The 23,304-nt window shown below is 38.7% G+C and carries 21 protein-coding genes and 1 pseudogene; 11 read left to right on the forward strand and 11 right to left on the reverse strand.

Annotated elements, in window-relative coordinates:
• The first annotated feature begins 8 nt into the window (after positions 1-8).
• The 5 genes from QU01_RS02195 to sabA all read left to right on the forward strand — a co-directional run bounded on the left by QU01_RS02195 (position 9) and on the right by sabA (position 6,270).
• Positions 9-1,076: an HP0729 family protein gene (locus tag QU01_RS02195; RefSeq protein WP_033761661.1), complete on the forward strand. Its 1,068-nt coding sequence runs from the start codon at positions 9-11 to the stop codon at positions 1,074-1,076.
• A gap of 22 nt (positions 1,077-1,098) precedes the next feature.
• A complete protein-coding gene (tilS, locus tag QU01_RS02200) occupies positions 1,099-2,130 on the forward strand; it encodes a tRNA lysidine(34) synthetase TilS (protein WP_080248335.1) in 1,032 nt (343 codons plus the stop codon).
• A gap of 92 nt (positions 2,131-2,222) precedes the next feature.
• Positions 2,223-3,209, forward strand: coding sequence for a tRNA dihydrouridine synthase (locus QU01_RS02205; RefSeq protein ID WP_033761658.1), 987 nt, complete (start codon positions 2,223-2,225; stop codon positions 3,207-3,209).
• Entirely contained in the window at positions 3,179-4,096 is a 918-nt protein-coding gene (locus QU01_RS02210; RefSeq protein ID WP_033761656.1) for an outer membrane beta-barrel protein, read from the forward strand. The genes QU01_RS02205 and QU01_RS02210 overlap by 31 nt, the downstream gene beginning before the upstream one ends.
• Before the next feature lie 218 nt (positions 4,097-4,314).
• A complete protein-coding gene (gene sabA, locus QU01_RS02215) occupies positions 4,315-6,270 on the forward strand; it encodes a Hop family adhesin SabA/HopD (RefSeq protein ID WP_033761654.1) in 1,956 nt (651 codons plus the stop codon).
• A 74-nt stretch (positions 6,271-6,344) separates the two neighbouring features.
• Here the strand turns inward: sabA and QU01_RS02220 are convergent, their stop codons facing one another.
• Positions 6,345-7,676 carry an anaerobic C4-dicarboxylate transporter gene (locus QU01_RS02220; protein ID WP_080248327.1) on the reverse strand — a complete coding sequence of 444 codons (1,332 nt, stop codon included), beginning with the start codon at positions 7,674-7,676 and terminating at the stop codon, positions 6,345-6,347.
• 74 nt (positions 7,677-7,750) lie between these two features.
• Here QU01_RS02220 and QU01_RS02225 point away from each other — a divergent pair, with 74 nt between their 5' ends.
• Positions 7,751-8,803 (forward strand): type II asparaginase, encoded by a 1,053-nt coding sequence (locus QU01_RS02225; RefSeq protein ID WP_033761652.1) that lies wholly within the window; start codon positions 7,751-7,753, stop codon positions 8,801-8,803.
• Positions 8,804-8,848: 45 nt separating this feature from the next.
• Here the strand turns inward: QU01_RS02225 and QU01_RS02230 are convergent.
• The 3 genes and pseudogenes from QU01_RS02230 to QU01_RS02240 all read right to left on the reverse strand — a co-directional run bounded on the left by QU01_RS02230 (position 8,849) and on the right by QU01_RS02240 (position 10,376).
• Positions 8,849-9,293, reverse strand: a pseudogene (locus QU01_RS02230) (hypothetical protein).
• Positions 9,294-9,463: 170 nt separating this feature from the next.
• Positions 9,464-9,925 (reverse strand): sialic acid-binding protein, encoded by a 462-nt coding sequence (locus QU01_RS02235; protein WP_033761650.1) that lies wholly within the window; start codon positions 9,923-9,925, stop codon positions 9,464-9,466.
• 28 nt (positions 9,926-9,953) lie between these two features.
• Complete coding sequence (locus QU01_RS02240; RefSeq protein ID WP_001254636.1) at positions 9,954-10,376, reverse strand: DUF1104 domain-containing protein; 423 nt, start codon at positions 10,374-10,376, stop codon at positions 9,954-9,956.
• A 262-nt stretch (positions 10,377-10,638) separates the two neighbouring features.
• Between QU01_RS02240 and QU01_RS02245 the strand changes: the two genes are divergently transcribed.
• The 5 genes from QU01_RS02245 (at position 10,639) to QU01_RS02265 (ending at position 15,423) form a co-directional block, all read left to right on the forward strand.
• Positions 10,639-11,271, forward strand: coding sequence for a LysE family transporter (locus tag QU01_RS02245; protein ID WP_033761648.1), 633 nt, complete (start codon positions 10,639-10,641; stop codon positions 11,269-11,271).
• A 68-nt stretch (positions 11,272-11,339) separates the two neighbouring features.
• Entirely contained in the window at positions 11,340-13,043 is a 1,704-nt protein-coding gene (locus QU01_RS02250) for a DNA polymerase III subunit gamma/tau (protein WP_033761647.1), read from the forward strand.
• Positions 13,040-13,441 (forward strand): tRNA (adenosine(37)-N6)-threonylcarbamoyltransferase complex ATPase subunit type 1 TsaE, encoded by a 402-nt coding sequence (gene tsaE, locus QU01_RS02255; protein WP_001201278.1) that lies wholly within the window; start codon positions 13,040-13,042, stop codon positions 13,439-13,441. The genes QU01_RS02250 and tsaE overlap by 4 nt, the downstream gene beginning before the upstream one ends.
• Positions 13,442-13,453: 12 nt before the next feature.
• Positions 13,454-14,176 (forward strand): LPS export ABC transporter ATP-binding protein, encoded by a 723-nt coding sequence (gene lptB / locus QU01_RS02260; RefSeq protein ID WP_000353241.1) that lies wholly within the window; start codon positions 13,454-13,456, stop codon positions 14,174-14,176.
• 2 nt (positions 14,177-14,178) lie between these two features.
• Complete coding sequence (locus QU01_RS02265) at positions 14,179-15,423, forward strand: RNA polymerase factor sigma-54 (protein ID WP_033761645.1); 1,245 nt, start codon at positions 14,179-14,181, stop codon at positions 15,421-15,423.
• 11 nt (positions 15,424-15,434) lie between these two features.
• On the opposite strand, the gene QU01_RS02270 is transcribed toward QU01_RS02265, so the two are convergent.
• The 7 genes from QU01_RS02270 to hopE form a co-directional block, all read right to left on the reverse strand.
• The gene (locus QU01_RS02270) at positions 15,435-16,139 is read right to left on the reverse strand and encodes a Fic family protein (RefSeq protein ID WP_033761642.1); all 705 of its coding nucleotides are present in this window, start codon (positions 16,137-16,139) and stop codon (positions 15,435-15,437) included.
• The gene (locus QU01_RS02275; protein WP_033761641.1) at positions 16,139-17,359 is read right to left on the reverse strand and encodes an HD domain-containing protein; all 1,221 of its coding nucleotides are present in this window, start codon (positions 17,357-17,359) and stop codon (positions 16,139-16,141) included. The genes QU01_RS02270 and QU01_RS02275 overlap by 1 nt, the downstream gene beginning before the upstream one ends.
• Before the next feature lie 190 nt (positions 17,360-17,549).
• Complete coding sequence (locus tag QU01_RS02280; RefSeq protein ID WP_033761640.1) at positions 17,550-19,643, reverse strand: porin family protein; 2,094 nt, start codon at positions 19,641-19,643, stop codon at positions 17,550-17,552.
• Between the two features lie 226 nt (positions 19,644-19,869).
• The gene (locus tag QU01_RS02285; protein ID WP_033761639.1) at positions 19,870-20,772 is read right to left on the reverse strand and encodes an SAM hydrolase/SAM-dependent halogenase family protein; all 903 of its coding nucleotides are present in this window, start codon (positions 20,770-20,772) and stop codon (positions 19,870-19,872) included.
• 241 nt (positions 20,773-21,013) lie between these two features.
• Complete coding sequence (locus tag QU01_RS02290) at positions 21,014-21,358, reverse strand: hypothetical protein (protein ID WP_033761637.1); 345 nt, start codon at positions 21,356-21,358, stop codon at positions 21,014-21,016.
• 7 nt (positions 21,359-21,365) lie between these two features.
• A complete protein-coding gene (rsmH, locus tag QU01_RS02295; protein ID WP_033761635.1) occupies positions 21,366-22,292 on the reverse strand; it encodes a 16S rRNA (cytosine(1402)-N(4))-methyltransferase RsmH in 927 nt (308 codons plus the stop codon).
• A 180-nt stretch (positions 22,293-22,472) separates the two neighbouring features.
• Positions 22,473-23,294 (reverse strand): Hop family outer membrane protein HopE, encoded by an 822-nt coding sequence (gene hopE, locus QU01_RS02300; RefSeq protein ID WP_000395404.1) that lies wholly within the window; start codon positions 23,292-23,294, stop codon positions 22,473-22,475.
• Positions 23,295-23,304 lie beyond the last annotated feature (10 nt).

A 23,304-nucleotide genomic window follows, 5' to 3' on the forward strand; every position in this document is an offset into this window, starting at 1 on the left:
GATAGGGCATGAACCACCTTTTAATCCTTTATAACCCTTATTATCAAAAAGATGTCATCCAACAACATTTAAGCGTTTTACAGGAAAAATCCCAAGTGGGTTTTGGTAAAATCCGATCAAAGCTCAACGATCAAGAAAAGCAAGACTCTTTAGAAGAGATTTACAAAGCCACCAATGAAAAAAATTTTTTGCAGCTTTTTTTGACCGATTACGCTAATTTATTTGTCGCTAAGGTGATAAAGGTTTCTAAGGATATTGATGAGAGTTTGATCCCTAGCTATTATAAAGAAAAAAATCTGGAAGTTGAAGATTTTTTTATTATCAGCGATTTAAGGGAATTAGTCAGGGAAGACTTCAGCCTTTTAAGGGATCGATTTTTAGCCAATTTCATCGTGCCAAACAACCACACTTACGCCATTTATGGGAATAATTATGTCTATCCTTTGCCGGTGAGACTAAAAGAAGAGCGTTCTTGTTTTTTAGGCGATGAAAAGCATTATCTGAGCGTGTATAAAAGCAAAGAATATTTAACCATGCAAGAAAATTTCATGCGTTTTGTTTTTGGCAAAAGGCTTTTTTACCTCTTACACCCTGATAGCATCAATAACATCATTCATGCAGAATTAGAGCTTTTACAAAGCGAAAACGATCTTTTGAATGATTTTACCAGCATCATCGTCAAATACTCCAAAACCTTAGAATACGAAATTTATACTTTTGCTAAACAAGTTCTTTTAAAGGCTTGCAAAAAAGATCCCAGCCTTTATGATTTAGATTATGAAGTCCAAGGAAAATCTTTTACGCTTAAAGATTTTTTCACTCAAAAGCCCAATCTTGGGAGCGTTAAATTTTTACTCAAACACGAAAAAATCCAATGCCATTTAGAAGAAAACTTAAAAAGATTCATCAATTATCCTTTTTCAAGAAGCCTAAGCCTCATTCAAAACATCCGCAACGAAGCCGTCCATGAAAAAGCCCCGAGTTTGCATGAAGTGGAAAAGCTTAGGAATGAAATTTTAGGCATAGAAGGCATGAGCTTGTTGAAAAACATTCTGACTCGCAAGGAAGTTTCATGAAAGAATGCGATGGATTAAGCCTATGCTTAATGCCGATTTGATAGCGCAAGGTTTTAAAACCTATTTAGAGCCTTTAAGAGAGAAGAAAAATTTATTGGGTTTTTCGGGTGGGTTGGATTCTGTTTGCTTGTTTCATCTTTTAGTTGGAGAAAATATCGCTTTTGACATCGCTTTAGTGGATTACAACACGCAAAAACAACGCCTTGAAATCATCCAGCACGCTCAAACACTCGCAAAAACACACCATAAAAAATGCTATATCCATTACGCCCCAAAGATCGCGCGCAATTTTGAAATGCAAGCGAGAAAGATCCGTTATGATTTTTTTGAAACCCTAATCAAAGAGCATTCTTACAAGCATTTGATTTTAGCGCACCACTTGAATGACAGACTGGAATGGTTTTTGATGCAATTAAGCAAAGGAGCCGGGCTAAACACGCTTTTAAGCTTTCAAGCTTATGAAAAAAGAGGGTTTTATGCGATTGTTCGCCCCTTACTCTACACCCCTAAAGACACCCTTAAAACGCTCGCTAAAGATTTGAAATTTTTTGAAGATAGTTCTAATTCTTCTTTAAAATTCAAACGCAATTTTTTCAGGAAAAATTACGCTAACGCCTTGATGCAAGATTATTCTAAGGGCATTATCCAAAGTTTTAAATTTTTGGATAAAGAAAAAGAGCGGCTTTATCCTTTAACACCCGTTTCACAAATGCATGGGATCACTTTTTTCAAGCATTCGCAAAATGCGCTTTTTATGGTGGATAAAATCTTAAAGCAAAAGGGGTATGTGTTGAGCTTTTCTCAAAAAGAAGAAATCAAACGCCATTTTTTTAGCTTAGAAATCGCTCAAAAATTCATCATTGAAAGCGACAAAGAGCATGTGTTTATCGCTCTTAAACCCCCAAAAACTTTAAGCATGCCAAAGGATTTTAAAGACAGAGCCAGGAGGCTGAATATCCCTAAACGCTTACGGCCTGTTTTATACGCAGAGTTTTTAAAACAACCAACAAATGATTTTTTAACCCGTTTTAAACAGAGTTTAATGGATCTATAAAAAGCTTGATTTTAATCAAGCGATAAGTTTTTAAAGCGCTTTTTAACCTTGATTGTGTCAAAATACAGCAAAAAACTTTGATATGAGAGCGGATGGACTTTAAAAATAAAAAATGGCTTTTTCTAGCCCCTCTAGCAGGCTATACGGATTTGCCTTTCAGGAGCGTGGTGAAAAAATTTGGCGTGGATGTTACCACAAGCGAAATGGTGAGCTCGCATTCGTTGGTGTATGCGTTTGATAAAACTTCTAAGATGTTGGAAAAATCCCCTTTAGAAGATCATTTCATGGCACAAATTTCAGGCTCTAAAGAGGGCGTAGTCAAAGAAGCGGTGGAGAAAATCAACGCTTTAGATCATGTGAGTGGGATTGATTTTAATTGCGGTTGTCCCGCTCCTAAAGTGGCTAATCATGGTAACGGGAGCGGACTATTGAAGGATTTAAACCACTTGGTGAAGATTTTAAAAGTGATTAGAGAAAACACCAATAAAAAAATCACGAGCGTGAAAGTGCGTTTAGGCTTTGAAAAGAAAATCCCCCAAGAAATCGCTCATGCCTTGAATGATGCGCCGGTGGATTATGTGGTGGTGCATGGGAGGACACGAAGCGACAAATACCAAAAAGACAAAATAGATTATGAAAGCATCGCTTTAATGAAAGGGATTTTAAAAAAGCCTGTGATAGCCAATGGCGAAATTGACAGCGTGAAAAAAGCCTTTGAAGTCTTGCAAATCACGCAAGCGGATGGGCTAATGATAGGGCGAGCAGCCTTAAGAGCCCCATGGATATTTTGGCAAATCAGAAACAACACCACAAAATTACCCGCAGTCGTGAAAAAAGATTTGGTTTTAGAACATTTTGATAAAATGGTGGAGTTTTATGGGGATAGGGGGGTAGTTATGTTCAGGAAAAATTTGCATGCTTACGCTAAGGGCGAAATGCAAGCGAGTGCGTTTCGCAACTGCGTCAATACCCTTACAGAAATAAAGAGCATGCGAGAGAGCATAGAGGAATTTTTTAATCAAGAAATGTTGCAAAGTGAAGTGCCATTATGGGTAGAATTGAATCAAAAAAGCGTTTGAAAGCGCTTGTTTTTTTAGCCAGTTTGGGGGTTTTGTGGGGCAATACCGCTGAAAAAACGCCTTTTTTTAAAACGAAAAACCACATTTATTTGGGTTTTAGGTTAGGCACAGGGGCTAATGCGCTCACAAGCATGTGGCAACAAGCCTATAAAGACAACCCCACTTGCCCTAGCAGCGTGTGTTATGGCGAGAAATTAGAAGCCCATTATAAGGGGGGTAAAAACCTGTCTTATACTGGGCAAATAGGCGATGAAATAGCTATTGATAAATACCATATTTTAGGATTAAGGGTGTGGGGGGATATAGAATACGCTAAAGCGCAATTAGGTCAAAAAGTGGGGGGTAATACCCTTTTGTCCCAAGCGAATTATGACCCAAGTGCAATTAAAACCTACGATCCTATTTCAAACACTCAAGGCTCTTTGAATTTGCAAAAAACCCCAAACCCCCAAAACTTCCTTTTCAATAACGGGCATTTCATGGCGTTTGGTTTGAACGTGAATGTGTTTGTTAATCTCCCTATAGACACCCTTTTAAAACTCGCTTTAAAAACAGAAAAAATGCTGTTTTTTAAAATAGGCGTGTTTGGTGGGGGTGGGGTGGAATACGCAATATTATGGAGTCCTAGTTATCAAAATCAAAACACGAATCAAGATGATAAATTTTTTGCAGCGGGTGGGGGGTTTTTTGTGAATTTTGGGGGTTCTTTGTATATAGGCAAGCACAACCGCTTCAATGTGGGGCTAAAAATCCCTTATTACAGCTTGAGCGCGCAAAGTTGGAAAAATTTTGGCTCTAGCAATGTGTGGCAGCAACAAACGATCCGACAAAACTTCAGCGTTTTTAGGAATAAAGAAGTTTTTGTCAGCTATGCGTTCTTGTTTTAGTGCGGTTTCGTTCTTATTAAATACTGATGATAAAATTCAAAAGATGATTTTATCGTTACAAAAGTCAACGCTTCAAAGATAAATAAGTTAAAAACACCCCAAAATCTTTTTTTTTTTTTGAAATCCAATAGGTTTATTATAAAATTAAACTCATTGTAAATCTATTATCATTTTATAATATTTTTGCAACAAAAAAATTACTTTGAAGGAACACTTTTATGAAAAAACGATTTTTACTTTCTCTATCCCTTGCAGCGTCATTACTTTATGCTGAAGACAACGGCTTTTTTGTGAGCGCGGGCTATCAAATCGGCGAAGCGGTGCAAATGGTCAAAAACACCGGTGAATTAAAAAACTTGAACGAAAAATACGAGCAATTAAACCAGTATTTAAATCAAGTGGCTTCGTTGAAGCAAAGCATTCAAAACGCCAACAACATTGAGCTGGTCAATAGCTCTTTAAACTATTTAAAAAGCTTTACCAACAACAACTATAACAGCACCACCCAATCGCCCATCTTTAACGCCGTGCAAGCCGTTATCACTTCGGTATTGGGTTTTTGGAGTCTTTATGCGGGGAACTACTTCACTTTTTTTGTGGGCAATAAGAATGATCAAAAACCCGCTGATGTCTATGGTAACCCTCCTTTTCAAACGATTATAGACAACTGCTCAGGAATTGAAAACTGCGCTATGGATCAAACCACTTATAATGAGATGAAAAAACTCGCTGAAGATCTCCAAGCAGCTCAAACAAACTCTGCCACTAAAGCGAACAATCTTTGCGCTTTATCCGGATGCACTGCAACAGACTCAACATCAAACTCGCCAAACTCAACCGTGAGTAGCGCTCTTGAAACCGCGCAAAAGCTTATGGACTTGATCGCAAGCACCAAGACCGCTATGATGTGGAACAATATCGTCATCAGTGGTATTTCAAATACATCCGGCGCTATCAAATCCACTGGTTACCCCACTCAATACGCGGTGTTTAACAACATCAAGGCGATGATACCTATCTTGCAACAAGCGGTTACGCTTTCTCAAAGTAACCACACCCTATCTGCTAGTTTGCAAGCTCAAGCTACAGGATCTCAAACAAACCCCAAATTCGCTAAAGACATCTACGCTTTCGCTCAAAACCAAAAGCAAGTCATCTCTTACGCTCAAGATATTTTCAATCTCTTTGATTCCATTCCTAAAGATCAGTATCGTTATTTGGAGAAAGCTTATTTGAAAATAGCCAATGCGGGTTCAACGCCTACTAACCCTTATATGGCAGTTGTGAATTTGAATAAAGAAGTTCAGACGATTCAAAACAATGTGAGTTATTATGGTAATCGGATTGATTCGGCTTTAAGCGTGGCTAAAGATGTTTATAACCTAAAATCCAATCAAACAGAGATTGTAACCACTTATAACGACGCTAAGAATTTGAGTGAAGAGATTTCTAAACTCCCGCACAATCAAGTCAATACAAAAGACATTGTTACGCTACTTTATGATAAAAACGCCCCAGCAGCGGGCCAATACAACTACCAAATCAACCCAGAGCAGCAATCCCAACTCTCTCAAGCTTTAGCGGCGATGAGCAATAACCCTTTTAAAAATATAGGAATGATTAGCTCTCAAAACAATAACGGCGCAATGAATGGGCTTGGCGTGCAAGTGGGCTATAAACAATTCTTTGGCGAAAGCAAAAGATGGGGGTTAAGGTATTACGGCTTTTTTGATTACAACCACGGCTATATCAAATCCAGCTTTTTTAATTCGTCTTCTGATGTATGGACTTATGGCGGTGGGAGCGATTTGTTGTTTAACTTTCTCAACGATAGTATCACAAGAAAGAACAACAAGCTCTCTGTGGGTCTTTTTGGAGGCATCCAACTAGCAGGGACTACATGGCTTAATTCCCAATACATGAATTTAACAGCGTTCAATAACCCTTACAGCGCGAAAGTCAATACTTCCAATTTCCAATTTTTGTTCAATCTCGGCTTGAGAACCAATCTCGCTATGAAAAAGAAAAAAGACAGCGAACATTCCGCGCAACATGGCATGGAACTAGGCGTGAAGATCCCCACCATTAACACCAATTACTATTCTTTTTTAGGCGCTCAATTGCAATACAGGAGACTCTATAGCGTGTATCTCAATTATGTGTTCGCTTACTGAGTGATTCAAACTCTCTTTTTTAAGGGGGTTTAGAAAAATCGCAATATCAAGCTTTTTGTCGTTAATGATAAAATCTACAAAACTAACGGCGCGACAACAAACCCTAACGCCACGCTCAAAGACACGACTAAAACCCCAGGGATCAAAAACGCATGATCAAACACATAACGGCCCATTTTAGTGGTGCCGGTGTTATCCATAGCGATCGCTCCTAGTAAAGTAGGGTAAGTGGGTAACACAAACAACGCCGAAACGCTCGCAAAAGAAGCCACGATAATATACAAATGCTCTGTATGGTTAGCGCTAATGCCTAAGGCTGTGATCACGCTTGGGATGAGCGCTTTAGAGGTGGCGGCCTGCGAATACAAAAGCATGGAAGCCAAAAAAAGCGCTACGGCTAATAAAAACGGATAATCAGCGATCAAAAAAGAAGCGTATCGCTTGATTTCATCTATATGATTGCTCACAAAAGTATCGCCCAACCACGCCACGCCTAACACGCACACGCACGCTTGCATGCCGGATTTAAACACGCTTGAATGAGCGATTTCATTAGCGTTAATTTTGCAAAAAATCACAATGAGAGTTGCCACGCTCAACATGAAAGACACAATCGCGTAATCTCTGCCTAAAACCACCGGGCTAATCAAAGCGATATTTTTGGAAATCGCGCTCGCATAAAAAACGATCGCTACAACCCCACCGATAAAAATCCATAACGATAATTTCGCGCTTTTTGAGGCTTTTTTTTCTTCTTGGATTGTGGGGGGCGAAATCTTTCTTGTTTTCAAACGCTCTAAATAATGCGGGTCGCTGTCTAATTTCAAATCAGTAAAACCCATCATAAACGCCGTGAGCATGCATGCTAAAAAAGTCGTAGGGATCCAAACCATTAAAAGGGTCAAGTAATTCGCTCCTAAAGGCTCTAAAATGCCACTCATAAACACCACCGCCGCGCTCACCGGGCTTGCGGTAATAGCGACTTGACTGGAGACTACCGCTAAGCTTAAAGGCGCTTTGGGTTTGATGTTTTGGCTCTGGCTCACTTCCACAATCACCGGGATCAAGGAAAAAACCGTATGCCCAGTGCCAGCTAGTATCGTTAAACAATACGCCACGCTTGGCGCGAGGTAATTGATTTGCTTGGGGTGTTTCCTTAAAATTTTTTCAGCGATTTTGACTAAGTAATCCAAGCCCCCCGCTTTTTGCATCGCACTGATAGCGCTAATGACTGCCATGATGATTAAAATCACATCAAAAGGGATTTTGCCCGGATTTAGCCCCAAAAATAAGCATAAAATAAGCACGCCCAAGCCCCCCGCATAGCCCACCCCTAAGCCCCCTAGCCTTGCCCCTAAAAAAAGCGAAAAAAGTAACACGATAATTTGGAAAAAGGCATCCACCATTAACCCTTTTTAAATTTATTTTAACGATGTTTTACTATACTATAAAATCTTTTAATTTCAAAAGGTGGTCCATAATGAGAATATTTTTGAAATTGTTGATTCTTTTATTTTGTTTGAAGGGGCAGGTTATGGCTCAAAATTTACCCACCATTGCTTTACTGGCGACAGGGGGGACGATTGCAGGGAGTGGTGCGAGCGCGAGTTTAGGTAGTTATAAGAGTGGTGAGTTGGGCGTCAAAGAGCTTCTTAAGGCTATCCCTAGTCTCAACAAGATCGCTCGCATTCAAGGGGAGCAGATTTCTAACATCGGCTCACAAGACATGAATGAAGAAATATGGTTCAAACTCGCTAAACGCGCCCAAGAATTGCTAGATAATAGCCGCATTCAAGGCGTGGTGATCACGCATGGCACGGACACTTTAGAAGAGAGCGCGTATTTTTTAAATTTGGTTTTACATTCCACAAAACCGGTCGTGCTGGTGGGAGCGATGCGTAATGCTGCTTCTTTGAGCGCGGATGGCGCTTTGAATTTATATAACGCACTGAGCGTAGCGATCGATGAAAAAAGCGCGAATAAAGGCGTGTTGGTGGTGATGGACGATAATATTTTTAGCGCTAGGGAAGTGATCAAAACGCACACCACCCACACTTCCACCTTTAAAGCCCTAAATAGCGGTGCGATAGGGAGCGTGTATTATGGCAAAACGCACTATTACATGCAGCCTTTGAGAAAACACACCACAGAAAGCGAATTTTCCATTTTAGAGCTCAACCCCCCCTTGCCTAAAGTGGATATTATTTACACGCATGTCGGCATGACCCCTGATCTATTCCAAGCGAGCCTAAACTCGCATGCAAAAGGTATTGTGATAGCCGGGGTGGGTAATGGGAATGTGAGCGCTGGGTTTTTAAAAGCGATGCAAGAAGCGAGCGAAATGGGGGTGGTTATTGTTCGTTCTAGCAGGGTAAATAGCGGTGGAGTTACTTCAGGCGAGATTGATGACAAGGCTTATGGTTTCATCACAAGCGACAATTTAAACCCCCAAAAAGCCAGGGTGCTTTTACAACTCGCTCTAACTAAAACGAACGATAAGGCAAAAATCCAAGAAATGTTTGAAGAGTATTAAAACACTCTTTTGAATGGTTTGCAACGCTGAAGCACTTTTAGGTTTTTATTTTTTGATGGGGATTTTAATCAAATCGTGGTTGGGGGTAGAAGTTGCCTTTAATGGTAAATTCAGCACTTGTTACTAAATCTATAACATTGAAATCCAAAGTTACTTGTTTTATCACATATTGATAGCCCGCATCATCTTTTAAAGTGCATTCGCCTAAAATAGGATTTTGCATCCTTGCGTTAAGCCATGTTTTATACGCTGGGCTTGTTTTAAGAATGGGGATTTTAATTGTGATTGGTAAGAAAATATTCACGCTTGCTACGGTTTGCATGGCGGTTGGTAACCTTTTGACTACCTCATCTTCCATTTCCACGCTCATCTGTTCCCCAACTAAATCAAGGGGTGTTATATCAAAGGCGGAATTGTTACTAAAGACTGCGGTGTTAAATACGCATGCTAAAATGGACATTTCGCTGTTTTGGTTATAAGTGTAGGGCATTAGTTACTCCTTGTAGGATTTTTAACCATATTTTATTAAAAAAACAATAAAAATTACTAATAATATTTTATACAATACTTGAAAGCTTCTACCCCAAACGCTAAAAAGCGTTTAGGATTTCTGCTTGAAGAGTTTGAAGCTTTGATAGAGAAAGCGGTGTAATTTAAGCTTTATTTTTTATCTTCGCCATGATCATTGTGATCGTGATCTTTTTTGCCTTGTTCTTTATCATGCCCTTTGCCATGTTTATCATGACCACCGTGTTTATGGTGTTTGTGCATTTTCCCATGCTTGCATGATCTCAACCCCAAATCATCATCCATGTCTTCCATGTTGCCTTTTTTAAGCGCTTCTTTAACGGCTTTTTGGCGGGCTTCAAAATCCGCTACGGTCATGCTGTCTGTGTTTTTGATCGCGTATTCATGCAATTGCTTATGGAACGCCTTTCTCTTGTCTTCAGGCATTTTTTTCATGCGCATTTTCAACTCTTTTGTGTAATCCACAATATCCTGCGGAGCGACAACGCCAGCCATTTTAGCCAAATCTTCATCGCTTGTTTTGCTGAAATCTTTGGCGTTTAAAGCCACAAATAACAACGCGCTAACAGAAAGTATTCTCAACGCTTTTTTCATGTTTTATCCTTTTAAATTAAATTTTATCTCACTTAGGAGAGCAATGTTCGTCTTTTTTCTTAACAGCCCTACACCAAACTTTTCTCGTATCGCCACTGCAAACGCTCACATTAAGCCCTTTTGCCTTAATTTCTTCATCGCTCAAACCTTTGGTTTTTTCTTCTAATTCTTTACGCACTTCTTCACGCATTTTTTTGAAATCCTCTTCGCTCATTTTGGAAAGATTTTTCCTAGCGATCCGGCTGAAATTCGCGCGGAATTTCTTAGCGTCCTCAGCGTTTAAAGCTTTAAGGCGTTTAGACACTTCCATGCGATAATCAATCGCTTCATTAGAAGGCAGAGTGCCTGCTAATTTTAAAAGTTCTTCGTTTTTGAGTTGCGAAAAATCCCTAGCGCCTAAAACCTGTAATCCAAGCAAAGCTAACAGGCAAAAAGCCAAACTCCTTCTCATTCCCAATTCCTTGTTGTCCAAATTTTTGCCGCATGACGACAGCAAATTTCGGCATTTTACCATGTTAATTTTAATTTATTCTCAAACGCCACTAAGATCGGTAAAAATGGGGCTTTTAAATTTCGCGCAAGCCATTGTGTCATTTAACTTTTATTTATAAAGGTCATTTTAAACCCTAAAATTTTAAAATACCATTTTGAATGATTGGTTTGTATGGTGTTGGTAGTTTTTGGCTTATTTTGAGTGAAAGGATTTAATCAAGATGTTTGTGGTTTTTATAGAAGGTTTTGGTTTAGCGATTTCTTTGTGCGCGGCTGTGGGGGCGCAATCCTTGTTTATTATAGAGCGAGGCATGGCTAGGAATTATGTGTTTTTGATTTGCGCTCTGTGTTTTATGTGCGATATTGTGTTAATGAGCATGGGCGTGTTTGGCGTGGGGGCTTATTTTGCTAAAAACCTTTATTTGAGTTTGTTTTTGAATTTATTTGGGGCAGTTTTTACCGGATTTTACGCTTTTTTAGCTTTAAAAACCCTTTTTCAAACCTTTAAAAAGAAGCAAGTCCAAACCCCTAAAAAACTATCCTTAAAAAAGACCTTATTATTCACTTTAGGCGTTACCTTACTCAACCCTCAAGTGTATTTGGAAATGGTGTTTTTGATTGGCGCGAGCGCTTTGTCTTTTGATTTAGCACAAAAATTTGTCTTTTTAGCCGGCACTTTATCGGCGGCTCTTTCTTGGCTTTTATTGTTATGCACTTTATCGTTGCGTTATGGCTCTAAACTTTTAAACAATCAAAAAATCTTTATGGGCGTGAATCTCTTTGTAACCGCTATCATGGGAACGCTTAGCGTTACTTTATTTAGGGATTTTTTAGCGCTATTGAGCAAAACCTAAAAAGGGGCTAGTTTTAAGTCATTTTGCATTACAATACTCCTAAATGAGTTTTAAGGATTACAATCAATATGCAAGTTTTAGCGTTAAAATACCGCCCCAAACATTTTAGCGAGCTAGTCGGTCAAGAGAGCGTGGCTAAAACGCTTTCTTTAGCCCTAGACAACCAGCGTTTGGCTAACGCTTATTTATTCAGCGGGTTAAGAGGTTCAGGCAAAACCAGCTCTTCTAGGATTTTTGCTAGGGCTTTAATGTGTGAAGAAGGGCCAAAGGCTGTGCCTTGCGATACTTGCATCCAATGCCAGAGCGCTTTAAACAACCACCACATAGATATTATAGAAATGGATGGGGCGTCTAATAGGGGGATTGATGATGTCCGTAACCTCATAGAGCAAACGCGTTACAAACCAAGCTTTGGGCGCTATAAAATCTTTATCATTGATGAAGTGCATATGTTCACTACCGAAGCGTTTAACGCGCTTTTAAAGACTTTAGAAGAGCCTCCTAGCCATGTGAAATTCCTTTTAGCGACAACGGACGCTTTGAAACTGCCCGCTACCATACTCAGCCGCACCCAGCATTTCAGGTTTAAAAAAATCCCTGAAAATTCCGTTATTTCCCATTTAAAAACCATTTTAGAAAAAGAACAAGTGAGCTATGAAAGCAGCGCGTTAGAAAAACTCGCTCACAGCGGGCAAGGGAGCTTGAGGGATACGATTACTCTTTTAGAGCAAGCCATCAATTATTGCGATAACGCTATCACAGAAAGCAAGGTGGCTGAAATGTTAGGAGCGATTGATCGGAGCGTTTTAGAAGATTTTTTCCAAAGCTTAATCAACCAAGATGAAGCGCGATTACAGGAGCGTTATGCCATTTTAGAAAATTATGAAACCGAGAGCGTTTTAGAAGAAATGATGCTTTTTTTGAAAGCGAAATTATTAAGCCCTGATTCGTATTCTATCCTTTTGATAGAGCGCTTTTTTAAAATCATTATGAGTAGTCTCAGTCTTTTAAAAGAAGGGGCAAATGCCAGTTTTGTGCTGTTGTTATTGAAAATGAAATTCAAAGAAGCTTTGAAGCTCAAAGCCCTAGATGATGCGATTTTGGAATTAGAGCAAAGTAAAGAAAGCGTTTTTCAGCCTTTAAACCAAAACGCTAACGCTTCTAAACAAGAATTTAAAAGCGCAGAAAGGATAGAACAAGCAGAAAGAATAGAAAAGCTAGAAAAAAGAGAGAGTGCAAAAACCCCACAAACTCCCATGCTTTCAGCTAAAGATCGCATTTTTCACAACCTTTTCAAGCAAGTTCAAACATTGGTTTATGAGCGCAATTACGAATTAGGGGCAGTGTTTGAAAAAAATATCTGTTTCATTGATTTTGACAGCCAGACTAAAACCTTGACTTGGGAGTCTTTAGCCACTGATAAGGATAAGGAGCTTTTAAGAGAACGATTTAAAATCGTGAAAAGTATCGTTGATGGGGTTTTTGGCAAGGGTGAAAGTATCAAAATCGCTTTAAAAAATCATTTGGAAAATAAAAGCGCTAGAGAAGAAACTAAAGAGGTTAAAATCTCTTCTTTAAGGGAAAAAATCTTACCCAAACCAACCACCGAAACGACGGCTGAAACTAAAGAAAAAGAGATTAAAGAAAAAGAGATTAAAGAGACCCAACCCAAAGAATCCCTTACAGCCTTGCAAGAATTTATGGCTAACCATTCTAATCTCATTGAAGAGATTAAGAGTGAGTTTGAAATCAAAAGCGTGGAATTGTTATGAGAGCGCATTTAGACGAGTTAGACAAAGTGGCGGCTGCAATTTTAAAAGATGATTTTAAGGGGGTGGTGCTTTTAAAGGGCGTTGTGGGGAGCGGTAAAACGACTTTAGTTCAAGCGTGCTTGAAACGCTTGGGTTTAGACATTCAAGCGACTTCGCCAACCTTTAGCTTGATGCATGCTTATAGCGAGAGCGTGTTCCATTATGATTTTTACATGCGCGATTTAGAGGCTTGCTTGGAGCTTGGCATGTTAGAGTGCTTGTTGGAAAAGGGGATCCATTTTGTGGAATGGGGCGATGAAAAATTAGAAAAAATTTTAAAAAAATACGATTTAGCTATTAAGGTTGTGGAAATTAAAACCGAATCAACTAGCCGTTTTTATACAATAAAGATCGCTTAAAGGGTCGTTTGGATGGATATTTTAAAAGCAGAGCATTTAAACAAACAGATTAAAAAAACCAAAATCGTTTCAGATGTTTCTTTAGAAGTGAAAAGCGGCGAAGTGGTGGGGCTTTTAGGGCCTAATGGGGCGGGTAAAACCACCACCTTTTATATGATATGCGGGCTTTTAGAGCCTAGTGGGGGGAGCGTTTATTTAAACGATGTGAATTTAGCTAAATACCCCTTACACAAACGCTCTAACTTAGGCATAGGCTACTTGCCCCAAGAATCTAGCATTTTTAAAGAATTGAGCGTGGAAGAGAATCTGGCCCTAGCAGGAGAGAGCACTTTTAAAAACTCTAAAGAGAGCGAAGAAAAAATGGAAAGCTTGTTGGACGCTTTTAATATCCAAGCCATAAGAGAGCGCAAGGGCATGAGTTTGAGTGGGGGAGAAAGAAGGCGTGTAGAAATCGCTAGGGCTTTAATGAAAAACCCTAAATTCGTGCTATTAGATGAGCCTTTTGCGGGCGTGGATCCGATTGCGGTGATTGACATTCAAAAAATCATTGAAAGCTTGATTGGATTAAACATCGGCGTGTTGATCACTGATCACAATGTGCGAGAGACCTTGAGCGTGTGCCATAGGGCGTATGTGATTAAAAGCGGCACGCTTTTAGCGAGCGGGAACGCTAATGAAATTTATGAAAACGCTCTGGTGCGTAAGTATTATTTAGGGGAAAATTTTAAGGTATAAACATGGCGGTTTTACGCGCAAATCTTAGCCCTAAAAACAAATTAAACGCTACCTTAAAAGGGTGGCTCCCCATTTTACAAAGCGAGCTTGAAGATTTAGAAGAAGTGTTGAAACAAAACGCCCTAGATAACCCCCTAATCAAAATTGAAAACAAACGCATTAAAAATTTTAGCGATCGTTTTAGCGCTAAAAAGAGCAGCGATCATTTAGAAAATTTTGCAATCGCATCTAAAAGCCTTTTTGAAACCCTAGAATCTCAAATCATTCCCCCCCTTTTTCCTACTGAAATCTCTCAAAAAATCGCTATGGATATTATCAGCGGGTTGGATAGTGAAGGGTATTTTGAAGAAAACATTGAAGAAAGGGCTAGAATTTTAGGGGTAGAGAGCGAAGTTTATGAAAAAGTGCGCAAGCGTTTTAGTTACCTTAATCCCGCTGGCATTGGCGCTAAAGATGTGAAAGAGAGCTTTTTATTCCAGTTAGAGAGTAGGGAATTGGACAATAACGAGCTTTATGAAGAAACGCGAAAAATCATTTTAAATTTAGAAAAACACCATGAATTTTCTAAAGATTTTTATTATGAAAAGGCTTTAAAGATTTTAAAATCCTTTAAAAACCCCCCGGCCATTGAGTTTTTAGAAAAAGAAATAGAAGTCATTCCGGAGCTTTTTATTCTAGAAGTGGATGATGAAATCATCGTGCGTTTGAATGATGAGAGCTACCCAACGATCAGTTTGGAAGAAAATCGCTTTAAGGATAGCGATTATTTAAAAGAAAAGTTAAAAGAGGCCAAAGATTTGATTGATGCGTTAAATTTAAGAAAAGCCACGATTTATAAAATCGGTCTGATGCTTTTAGAGTATCAATACGATTTTTTTAAGGGTAAGGAATTACGCCCTTTAAAGCTATTAGATTTAGCCAATGAGTTTAACCACTCTGTAAGCACGATTTCAAGGGCCATTTCTAATAAATATTTGGCATGCGAAAGGGGGGTTTTCCCTATTAAACATTTCTTTAGCATCGCCTTAGACAATAGCGAGACTTCAAACGCTGTGATTAAAGACTATCTTTTAGAATTGATTAAAAATGAAGACAAAAAAGAGCCTTTGAGCGACGCTAAGATTTTAGAACTCATTGAAGAAAAATTCCATTTGAAAATGGTAAGAAGAACGATCACTAAATACCGCCAATTGCTCAACATCGCTTCTTCAAGCGAAAGGAAAAAGCTCTATTTGATGCGCGCTTGAAAACCATGATTTTAGGGCTTATTCTTATTGAGTATCATTTGCCCTTGTATGCGTGTGAGTTCAAACTCCTGGGATACTTTGGCGAGTTGGTATAAGCCTTCTGTATTGCGCGTGTCTAAAGCCTTAATGTAAGCCTCTTTTTGTTCTTTGGTGATCACAAATGGTATTAAGTTTTGCTCTAAAACGCTATAAAAGATTAGCATTCTGCCCACCCTACCATTACCATCGCTAAAAGGGTGTATCCTTTCAAACAAAATGTGTTGTTCTAAAATAGCTTTTAATTTTTCTTCTTTATCTTGTAAGGTTTTCATCTTATAATTGAGATTATCGCACCATTCTTTTATAGCCATAGGCACTTGAAAATGGGGGGTCGTTTCAAAACTAGCTCCTAAAATGGTATTATCAGTCGTTTTGAAAGCCCCCTTATTAGGGAGTAAAAAATTCATTAAAATCCCATGCAACTCTCTTATAAAAAAGCTATCAACGCTTTGTCCTTTATCTAGGTTTTCTAATAGAAAAGGGAGCATGTTTTGATAGTTTTTCACTTCAAAGAAAGCTCTTTGGGGCATTTCTCTAGGAATGTATTCAGTGGTTAAAATACTTATAGTTTCAGCAAGGCTCAAAGGATTGTTTTCAATAGCAGTGCTATGATGAGCCATGCGAATGGTTAAATCCATAGCGTAATCGTTAAATTCTAGTAATTCTTTATAGTTCATTATTTAAAATCCCTAAACAATTTCCCTAAATCCAAATCAAGCAATTCCGTTTGGGATCGCAATTCTAAAAGGTTTTGAGCCCCTTTAATCAAATCGTTGCTGGAAATGCCATGAGAAAGAGAGATTTGGGCTTCTAAAAACGCGCTCAAATGATCGCACACTTTCAAAAGCTCCCCACAAACCCCAAGATATTCATCGCTGTTATAAAGCGTGAACAATTCTTCAGCGTCTTTAGTGAAAACGATTTGATGAGACTTGTCTTTGTAGCGGTTTTTAAACTCGTTTTCGGTGAAATATTTCAAATCTTCTTGAACGCCCAAAGACACAAAGGAATAGACTTTGTTTTGCATTTCCTTTTTTTCAATTTCTTTAATGCAATGATCAAGCCCTGCAACGCTTTGTTTGATAGGCGTGATAATGTCTCGGGTTAAAATCTCGGGCAAATCATGGAAAAGCCCGCCCAAAAAATGATTGATTCGCATGCTTTTACAAGCTTTTAAGTCAAAACTCAATAAATACCCCATAATCGCCACGCATAAGGTATGCCCTAAAACGCTGGTTTGCGGCACTCTTGGGGTCTGGCTCCAGCGCTTTTGGAAACGCAACTGCCCAAACATGCTCACCAATTTTTTCAAATCTTCTTTTTCCCCAAAAAGCCCTTCAAACAAATGATCGTTATTGTGGAGTTGCTTATCAATTTTTTCTTTAATTTCTTTCACGCCATACATGTTGGGGTTAAAATGATAGATAATATCAAACTCCCATTTGGACGCATAAAAATGCGCGCTCTCTAAAATTTGAGTTTCTAAAATTTGGGGCCTGTGGCTTAAATACTCTTTTAATTCCTCTAAAGAAAAATACGCGCTGATTTCATCTTGCAAACTTTGCGCGACATAGGAGGCTAATTCTTGGCTGTGCGTTTGTTGGAGGGCGTAAAAAATAGGGGGTTTAATATCGGTTAAAACCAAGCGCTCCAAAAATTCAAAGCAAAAGAACTTGATTAAAAGATCCAAATCTAAGTCATTACCCCTGTCTTTTAAATCTTTAGCGAGCAAATACGCAATCATCGCTTTATGGGCTTGCTTGTCTAATTCCACAAATTCCAAAGGGCATGCTTGGTCATTCCAACGCCTAATAGACGCACCCACAAACACACGCCTCAAAAATTTAGTTTTGAGTTTAGGGGCTTTTAGGGGTTTAATAGGATGAGCCGCATACATAACTTTCCTTTTTATACTATTTTGAATATTAAAGCTATGATCTTATTAAGAAACATTGATTGGATCGCACAAGATTGAAAAACCTTAACGCACCACTATCAATACTAACCTAAATTTTATTATACGAAAAAAAGACAAAAATAAGGCTTTTATTTAAAAAAACATTATTTCTATCTAATTCATTTCACGCTCAAAACACCCACCCGTAATTAAAAAACACCTTAAAATGGCTAGCCCCTTCATTGAAAACAAAAGAGTTCGTATAATCGCCACCGCTAGAAACAACGCTAGCTTTTCTTTGGATTAAAGGAATGCTAATCCCTACAGAATATTTAGAATGCTTATAGCGGTAGTTCAACCCGGTAGCCACATCTAAATTGCCGCTTCCTTTGACTTTATTGAGCGCATAATAGCTGTTATACAAGCCCCTTAACCCCCCAAAGATACCAAAAGATGAAGAAAAATTCCTTTTGGTTTGGATGCCTGTAGGGTTATTTTTATTGGAGTAAGTGGTGATGAAATCCAACAATAAATCTATCCCCCCACCATAGCTCAATTGCTGGAATTTTTGATTAAGGGCTTTAGAATAGTTGTATTTGATAATGCCATAATAAGCCAACCCTATGAAATCATTAAAGTAGTTTTGATAGCCTATTTTAGCGTTAACGCCCAATAAAGGGGATCTGAAGCGTTGCGAACTCTTTGAATGGTGATAAGAAGTCGTTGTTGTCGTGGAAGTGGTCGTCAGGGTTTTTTGAATGGTGCCAATCACAGAATTAGCCATATCTTGCGTGTTCAAACTAGCGTTCAGGTTGTAGTTTGTTTGGCTATTGAGATTAGCGAAATTGATGGGTAAAGCGTTTTGATTGATGAGCTGCTGCCAAACCGCTGCTGTTACCCCTAAAAAGCCAGCCGGGACATCCGCGCAATTGTGGTAGATGGAATTAGGGTAGTTGCTAGGGAAAGCGGGCTGATTGGATTTTCCATAAAGCGAACACACATTATAAGGGAGGCCATCAGAATCTTTTGGCTTGCCATTACTATCCTTTTCCACTTGACCATCTTTCGTTACCGGCACTCTTTGATAGGTCATGTTCCCGTTATGGGTGTAGCCTTTGGTGTGGCTGAATTCATGCAAGATGGTTCTTAAATCCTCTAAATTGATGGTCTTAAGGTTGTTGCCAAAGAGTTTTTGGGGGTTTAGAGCCGAAGCGACTACGGCTAATTGACCGTAATTCTTGCCATCATCATTATTTGTGGGAGTAGTATTAGAACCTAGCCCATCAACCCCAGCTCCATTCAAAAGACTCACATCAAGATCCGTTTTGCCTCTGAAATTATTGACGATGCTTTGCTTGTCTAGCACATATTTTTTATCGACATTAGATTTGACACGCCCGTTTGTCCCGGGATTTACGCATTCATTCTCTTTGCTAGTATCGCATTCCTCTCCGCCTTTATTAGTGAATTCAAAAGGAGCGTTTAAAATCGCATCACCCCAAGATTGAGAATCTAAGACAGCGATCATGTTCAACATTAAATTAGTGAATTCTTCGGCGGTTTTAGCGGTGAATTTTTCCGTCTTATCTTTGGCGCTTTCAAAATTATTTGTATCGCTGTATTTCATGACCAAATTGGTGTTGATTTTACTGAGCGTTTCAAACACCCTTTGCGTGTTAGGATCAGAATGTGGCGTGCTCAAGACTTCGAAAGTGGGGAAAGTGAAGCTAGGCTCACGCTTGGTTTCACTAACACTGCTAGTTGTTTTATTTTTCCTGCGTTCAGCTTCTTTTTCATAGTACTTCTTCTGCTCCTCCATAATATTATCAAAAACCTGTTTGGTTTCATTGAATTGTTGGTAAGATAAAACGATTTTAGATTGCTTAGGGATAGTCTCTATCACGCCTAAATCGATCACATTGCCTTGAGCGTCTGTAAAACTAAGCTTAACATTATTTAAATTATAAGGCAAAAAGTTTTCTATAGTTAAACGACCACTCAAATCTAAACTCGCCCTAACAGGGCTTAAAGAGGAAAACGATAATTTGGATATATCCGCATCCTTAAACAGATTAGTTGCTCTTTGTAAAATGGAGTTTAGTGGTAAATAATTGTAATTGTTCGTGGTGGTTTTTGTGGTCGTTTGAGTCGTGGTGTGTCTTTTTTCTTGCGTTTGAGTTCCTTCTAATAGCCCGGTTTCAAACCCGGCTTCTATGAAAAAGCCATTTTTCTCATTAGCTTCTAAAGCGCTGAACAATAAAAGTGGGATGAATAGTTTTTTCATGGTTATCCTTTGTTAGCTTATAGTGTTTTCATTATACAATTTAAGGGAATGGTTTGTTTATTTTTTTGAAATTTAAAGCTTTTACAAGGGATTAGTGTTTCGTATTGAAACAAAATTCTAAAAACAAGCATTTGTTTTAGGGTTTATTTAGCGTTAATTGGGCTGTGTTAATGAAAGTTTGATAGTTAAAAATCTCTAACTCCCCTTAATTTTTCTAAACAGCACTTTACTTAGCGCACTTCTTTATATCAATATTCCAATCAGCACCGGATTTAATTTGATATTTTTGCGCAAAATTATCCCTATTCAGCGCCACGGAAACGTTCAACAAGCTGTTTAAATAGACCAATGGCTGGCCCTCTGGCACATCGCCAAAGCTCGCAACATACGGCATTTTCCCTTCGTATTGTTTCTTGGAACCTTTAGAAATCGTTACACACAGCGTGTCATTGAGTTTGATTTTTGCTTGATCGAGTAATTTATCGCTGATGTTGCTCCAAACATTGCCATATTGAATATCCAAAATCGGGATATTGCCTTTCACTTCCCCTTTTGTGGCTTTCGCTTTTTGGTAAGGAATTTCAACGACTTTTGGGGGAAGCTCTGGCCCAACTTGCTCGAATGTGATCGCCCCAGAAGCCAAACGCGCCCCAGTGTAAGCATACACATCACGACCATGGAAAGTATAGGATTTTTCAGAACCTTTCAAGCGGTTAGCTTTTTCGTCAATTTCACGCACGCTATCAATCCCCAAAGTTTGCGCCACCAAAGTCAGCGTGCCGTTATCCGGCGAGACGAAATACTGGCCGTTTTTAGTTTTCAATACCACCGATTTACGCTTAGTGCCTACGCCCGGATCAATCACGCTCACAAATACCGAACCTTTTGGCCAATAACTAGCGGTCTGATACAAGCGGTAAGCACCCTCCCAGATGTTATACGGAGGGATTTCGTGCGTTAAATCAAAGATTTTAAGATTGGAATCAACGCTGAAAGCGACGCCTTTCATCGCCGAGACAGCCCCATCTTTTAGGCTAAAATCCGTTTGTAAAATCAAAGCGTTATCTGCATAAACAGACGATAACCCTATGCACGCTGATAAAAACAACGCTGAAATCGTTTTTTTCATCTGTATTATTTCCTGAATAACAAAAGTGGAGTGAAGCGTTTTCTCATGGTTATCCTTTGTTGGATTAAAGTGTTTTTATTATACAATTTAAGGGGGTTGTTTGCTTGTTTTTCACAATTTAAAGCTTTTACAAGGGATTAAAATTTCGTATTGAAACAAAATTTTAAAATAAGTCTTTATGTTAAAATAATTTAAAATGATTGACTATTAATTAAGCTCTCTTAAGGATAGGGGGTTTTATTTAAAACGCAATATCGCCAATGTTTTCACTATTCTCTATATAGTATTTAAAACGCTCTTTTTCTAATTCGTTTTTTAGGATTTGTTGTTCTTCTAAAAGCAGGCGTTTTTGATCTTCTAGGGTGTTGATTTTACGGCTAATATAATAAATATTATTGCTTAAATAGATTTTAGGCGCTAATAAGGCTAGAAACGCACCCCCAAAAACCAATACCCCTATTAAAGCCATTAAAGAAAGGCCATGCGAATTTTCATTTGCAGTTCCAGCGAATAATTCCTTTTTTTCGTCCTCTTCTATGCGCACAAAGCGTTCTTTTTCATTTGAAGCATTGTTTTTTATATTCATGGCTTACTCATGGCTTGAATTGAAACACTCTCATTTTAGCGCTTCGTGAACGCCTATTGTTTTTAATTTCTTCTGGGCTTGGAGTGATGGGCTTTTTGGTTAAAATTGCACCTAAAGCGTGATTGTTAGAGCAAGTGCATTTGAAACTTGAAGGATCGCAAATGCAATTTTTAGCGTAATCTTTGAAAGCGTTTTTCACTAACCCATCTTCTAAAGAATGAAAAGAAATCACGCACAAAATCGCTCCCTTAAGGTTTCTAGCGCATTGTAAAAATTCTTTTAACTCTTCTAATTCGCTATTGACTTCTATGCGAACGGCTTGAAACACTAGTGTCGCTGGATGGATTTTTTTATTTTTAGAAAAAGAGCTTAAAAAATCGCTCAAATCCTTAGCGTCTTTGAAGGGTTTTTTAGCACGCCTTTCTGCAATTTTATGGGCGATTTTTTTGTATTCTTTGATTTCTCCATAGTCTCTAAAGATTTTTTCTAACGCTATTACAGGATAAGAATTGATGACTTTTTGAGCGTTCAAATCGCTCTCTAAATCCATGCGCATATCCAAAGCGTGCGAGTGGAAATTAAACCCTCTGTCATCATCATCAAGTTGCAAGGAGCTCACCCCTAAATCCACTAAAACCCCCTTGATTCGATCGCCATGAATTTCTAGGGCTTCTTTAAAGCGTTTGGCAAACCCTCCACTTAAGAGATTATAACGCCCTTCAAAGGCTTTCAATCGTTCTTTAGCGATTTCTTGAGCGAACTTATCTTTATCAATGCCAATGAGTTTTAGGTGTGGTTTTTGGGATAGAAGAGCTTTAGAATGCCCCCCTAACCCTAAAGTGCAATCAATCAAAACCCCTTCTTCTAAAGGCGTGAACGCTTGCAAAACTTCTTGCAACAAAACGCTTTGATGCAAACTCTCTATTTCTTGCAAACAACCCCCTTAAAACCCCTAGATGAATTTTCCAAACGCCCACTCAATGGTATTGGTTCTGTTGGTTACACTCAAAAGTTTCTTTTTATAATCAATCTTAGCTTTTTAAGATGCAAAAACCCAAACTAAAATCCCTTTTATAAAGACTAAAAAGGGTTTAAAGACACCCTTTTAAAGGGTTTAAAAAGTGTAGTTATACCCTAAATAAAGCGAATAATCCCGTTTCAAATGGTAATAAAGATTAGTAGCGTTAGGACCCGCACTCAAAAACTTGTTGATGAGTAGCGGCACTCTCACGCCAAACTCTACGCCATTATGCTTGTAGATATTGGCTCTCACCCCAAAATTCAACCATACCTGAAAAGCAACGGTTGAAGTTTTGGTGCTATAAGGAGCATTAGGGTTACAATAAGTAGGGGTACAAACATCAGGACCTTTAGCTTCAATGATTTGCTCTTTCCAATAGTTTGCCGCTGAGCTTTTCCAAGTGTTACCGCCGATAGCGACCCCACCAAAAACACCAAAAGAAGCGTTATCGTTATCAATAATATCAGCTAACAAATCGCTCCCCACACCCCAAGAGACCATATCCAACTGAATTTTATTAGGTGCATAAACTTGCTTGCCCAAAGTGGCATGCCCGTAATCAAAAAGCCCATACACCCTAAAACCAAACCACTTACTTGTCATATCAAAAGACTTGAATTGGAAGAACTTCTTATAACCCACATTCAACCCAAGACCATTCAAAGCCCCATTAGCGTATTTAGCATGCCAATTGATATTGGTATGTCCTGGATTATACTTATTAGCGGTAAGACCTGGGGGGCAACCTACAACACTCCCTGTGCAATCCCCTGTGTTATAAATATTACTATTCAAACGGGCTTGTCCAAGCTGATAATTAGTCCCTATATAAACACCATCACCTTCAGCTAACAACGAAGAGCTTAAAACTGCGGATAGAAGCCCTAAAGCTACAAACTTTTTCATAAATTCCATTCCTTTACAT

This window comes from Helicobacter pylori SA221C, assembly GCF_000476855.1.
In the GTDB taxonomy this organism is placed as follows: Bacteria; Campylobacterota; Campylobacteria; order Campylobacterales; family Helicobacteraceae; genus Helicobacter; species Helicobacter pylori_DK.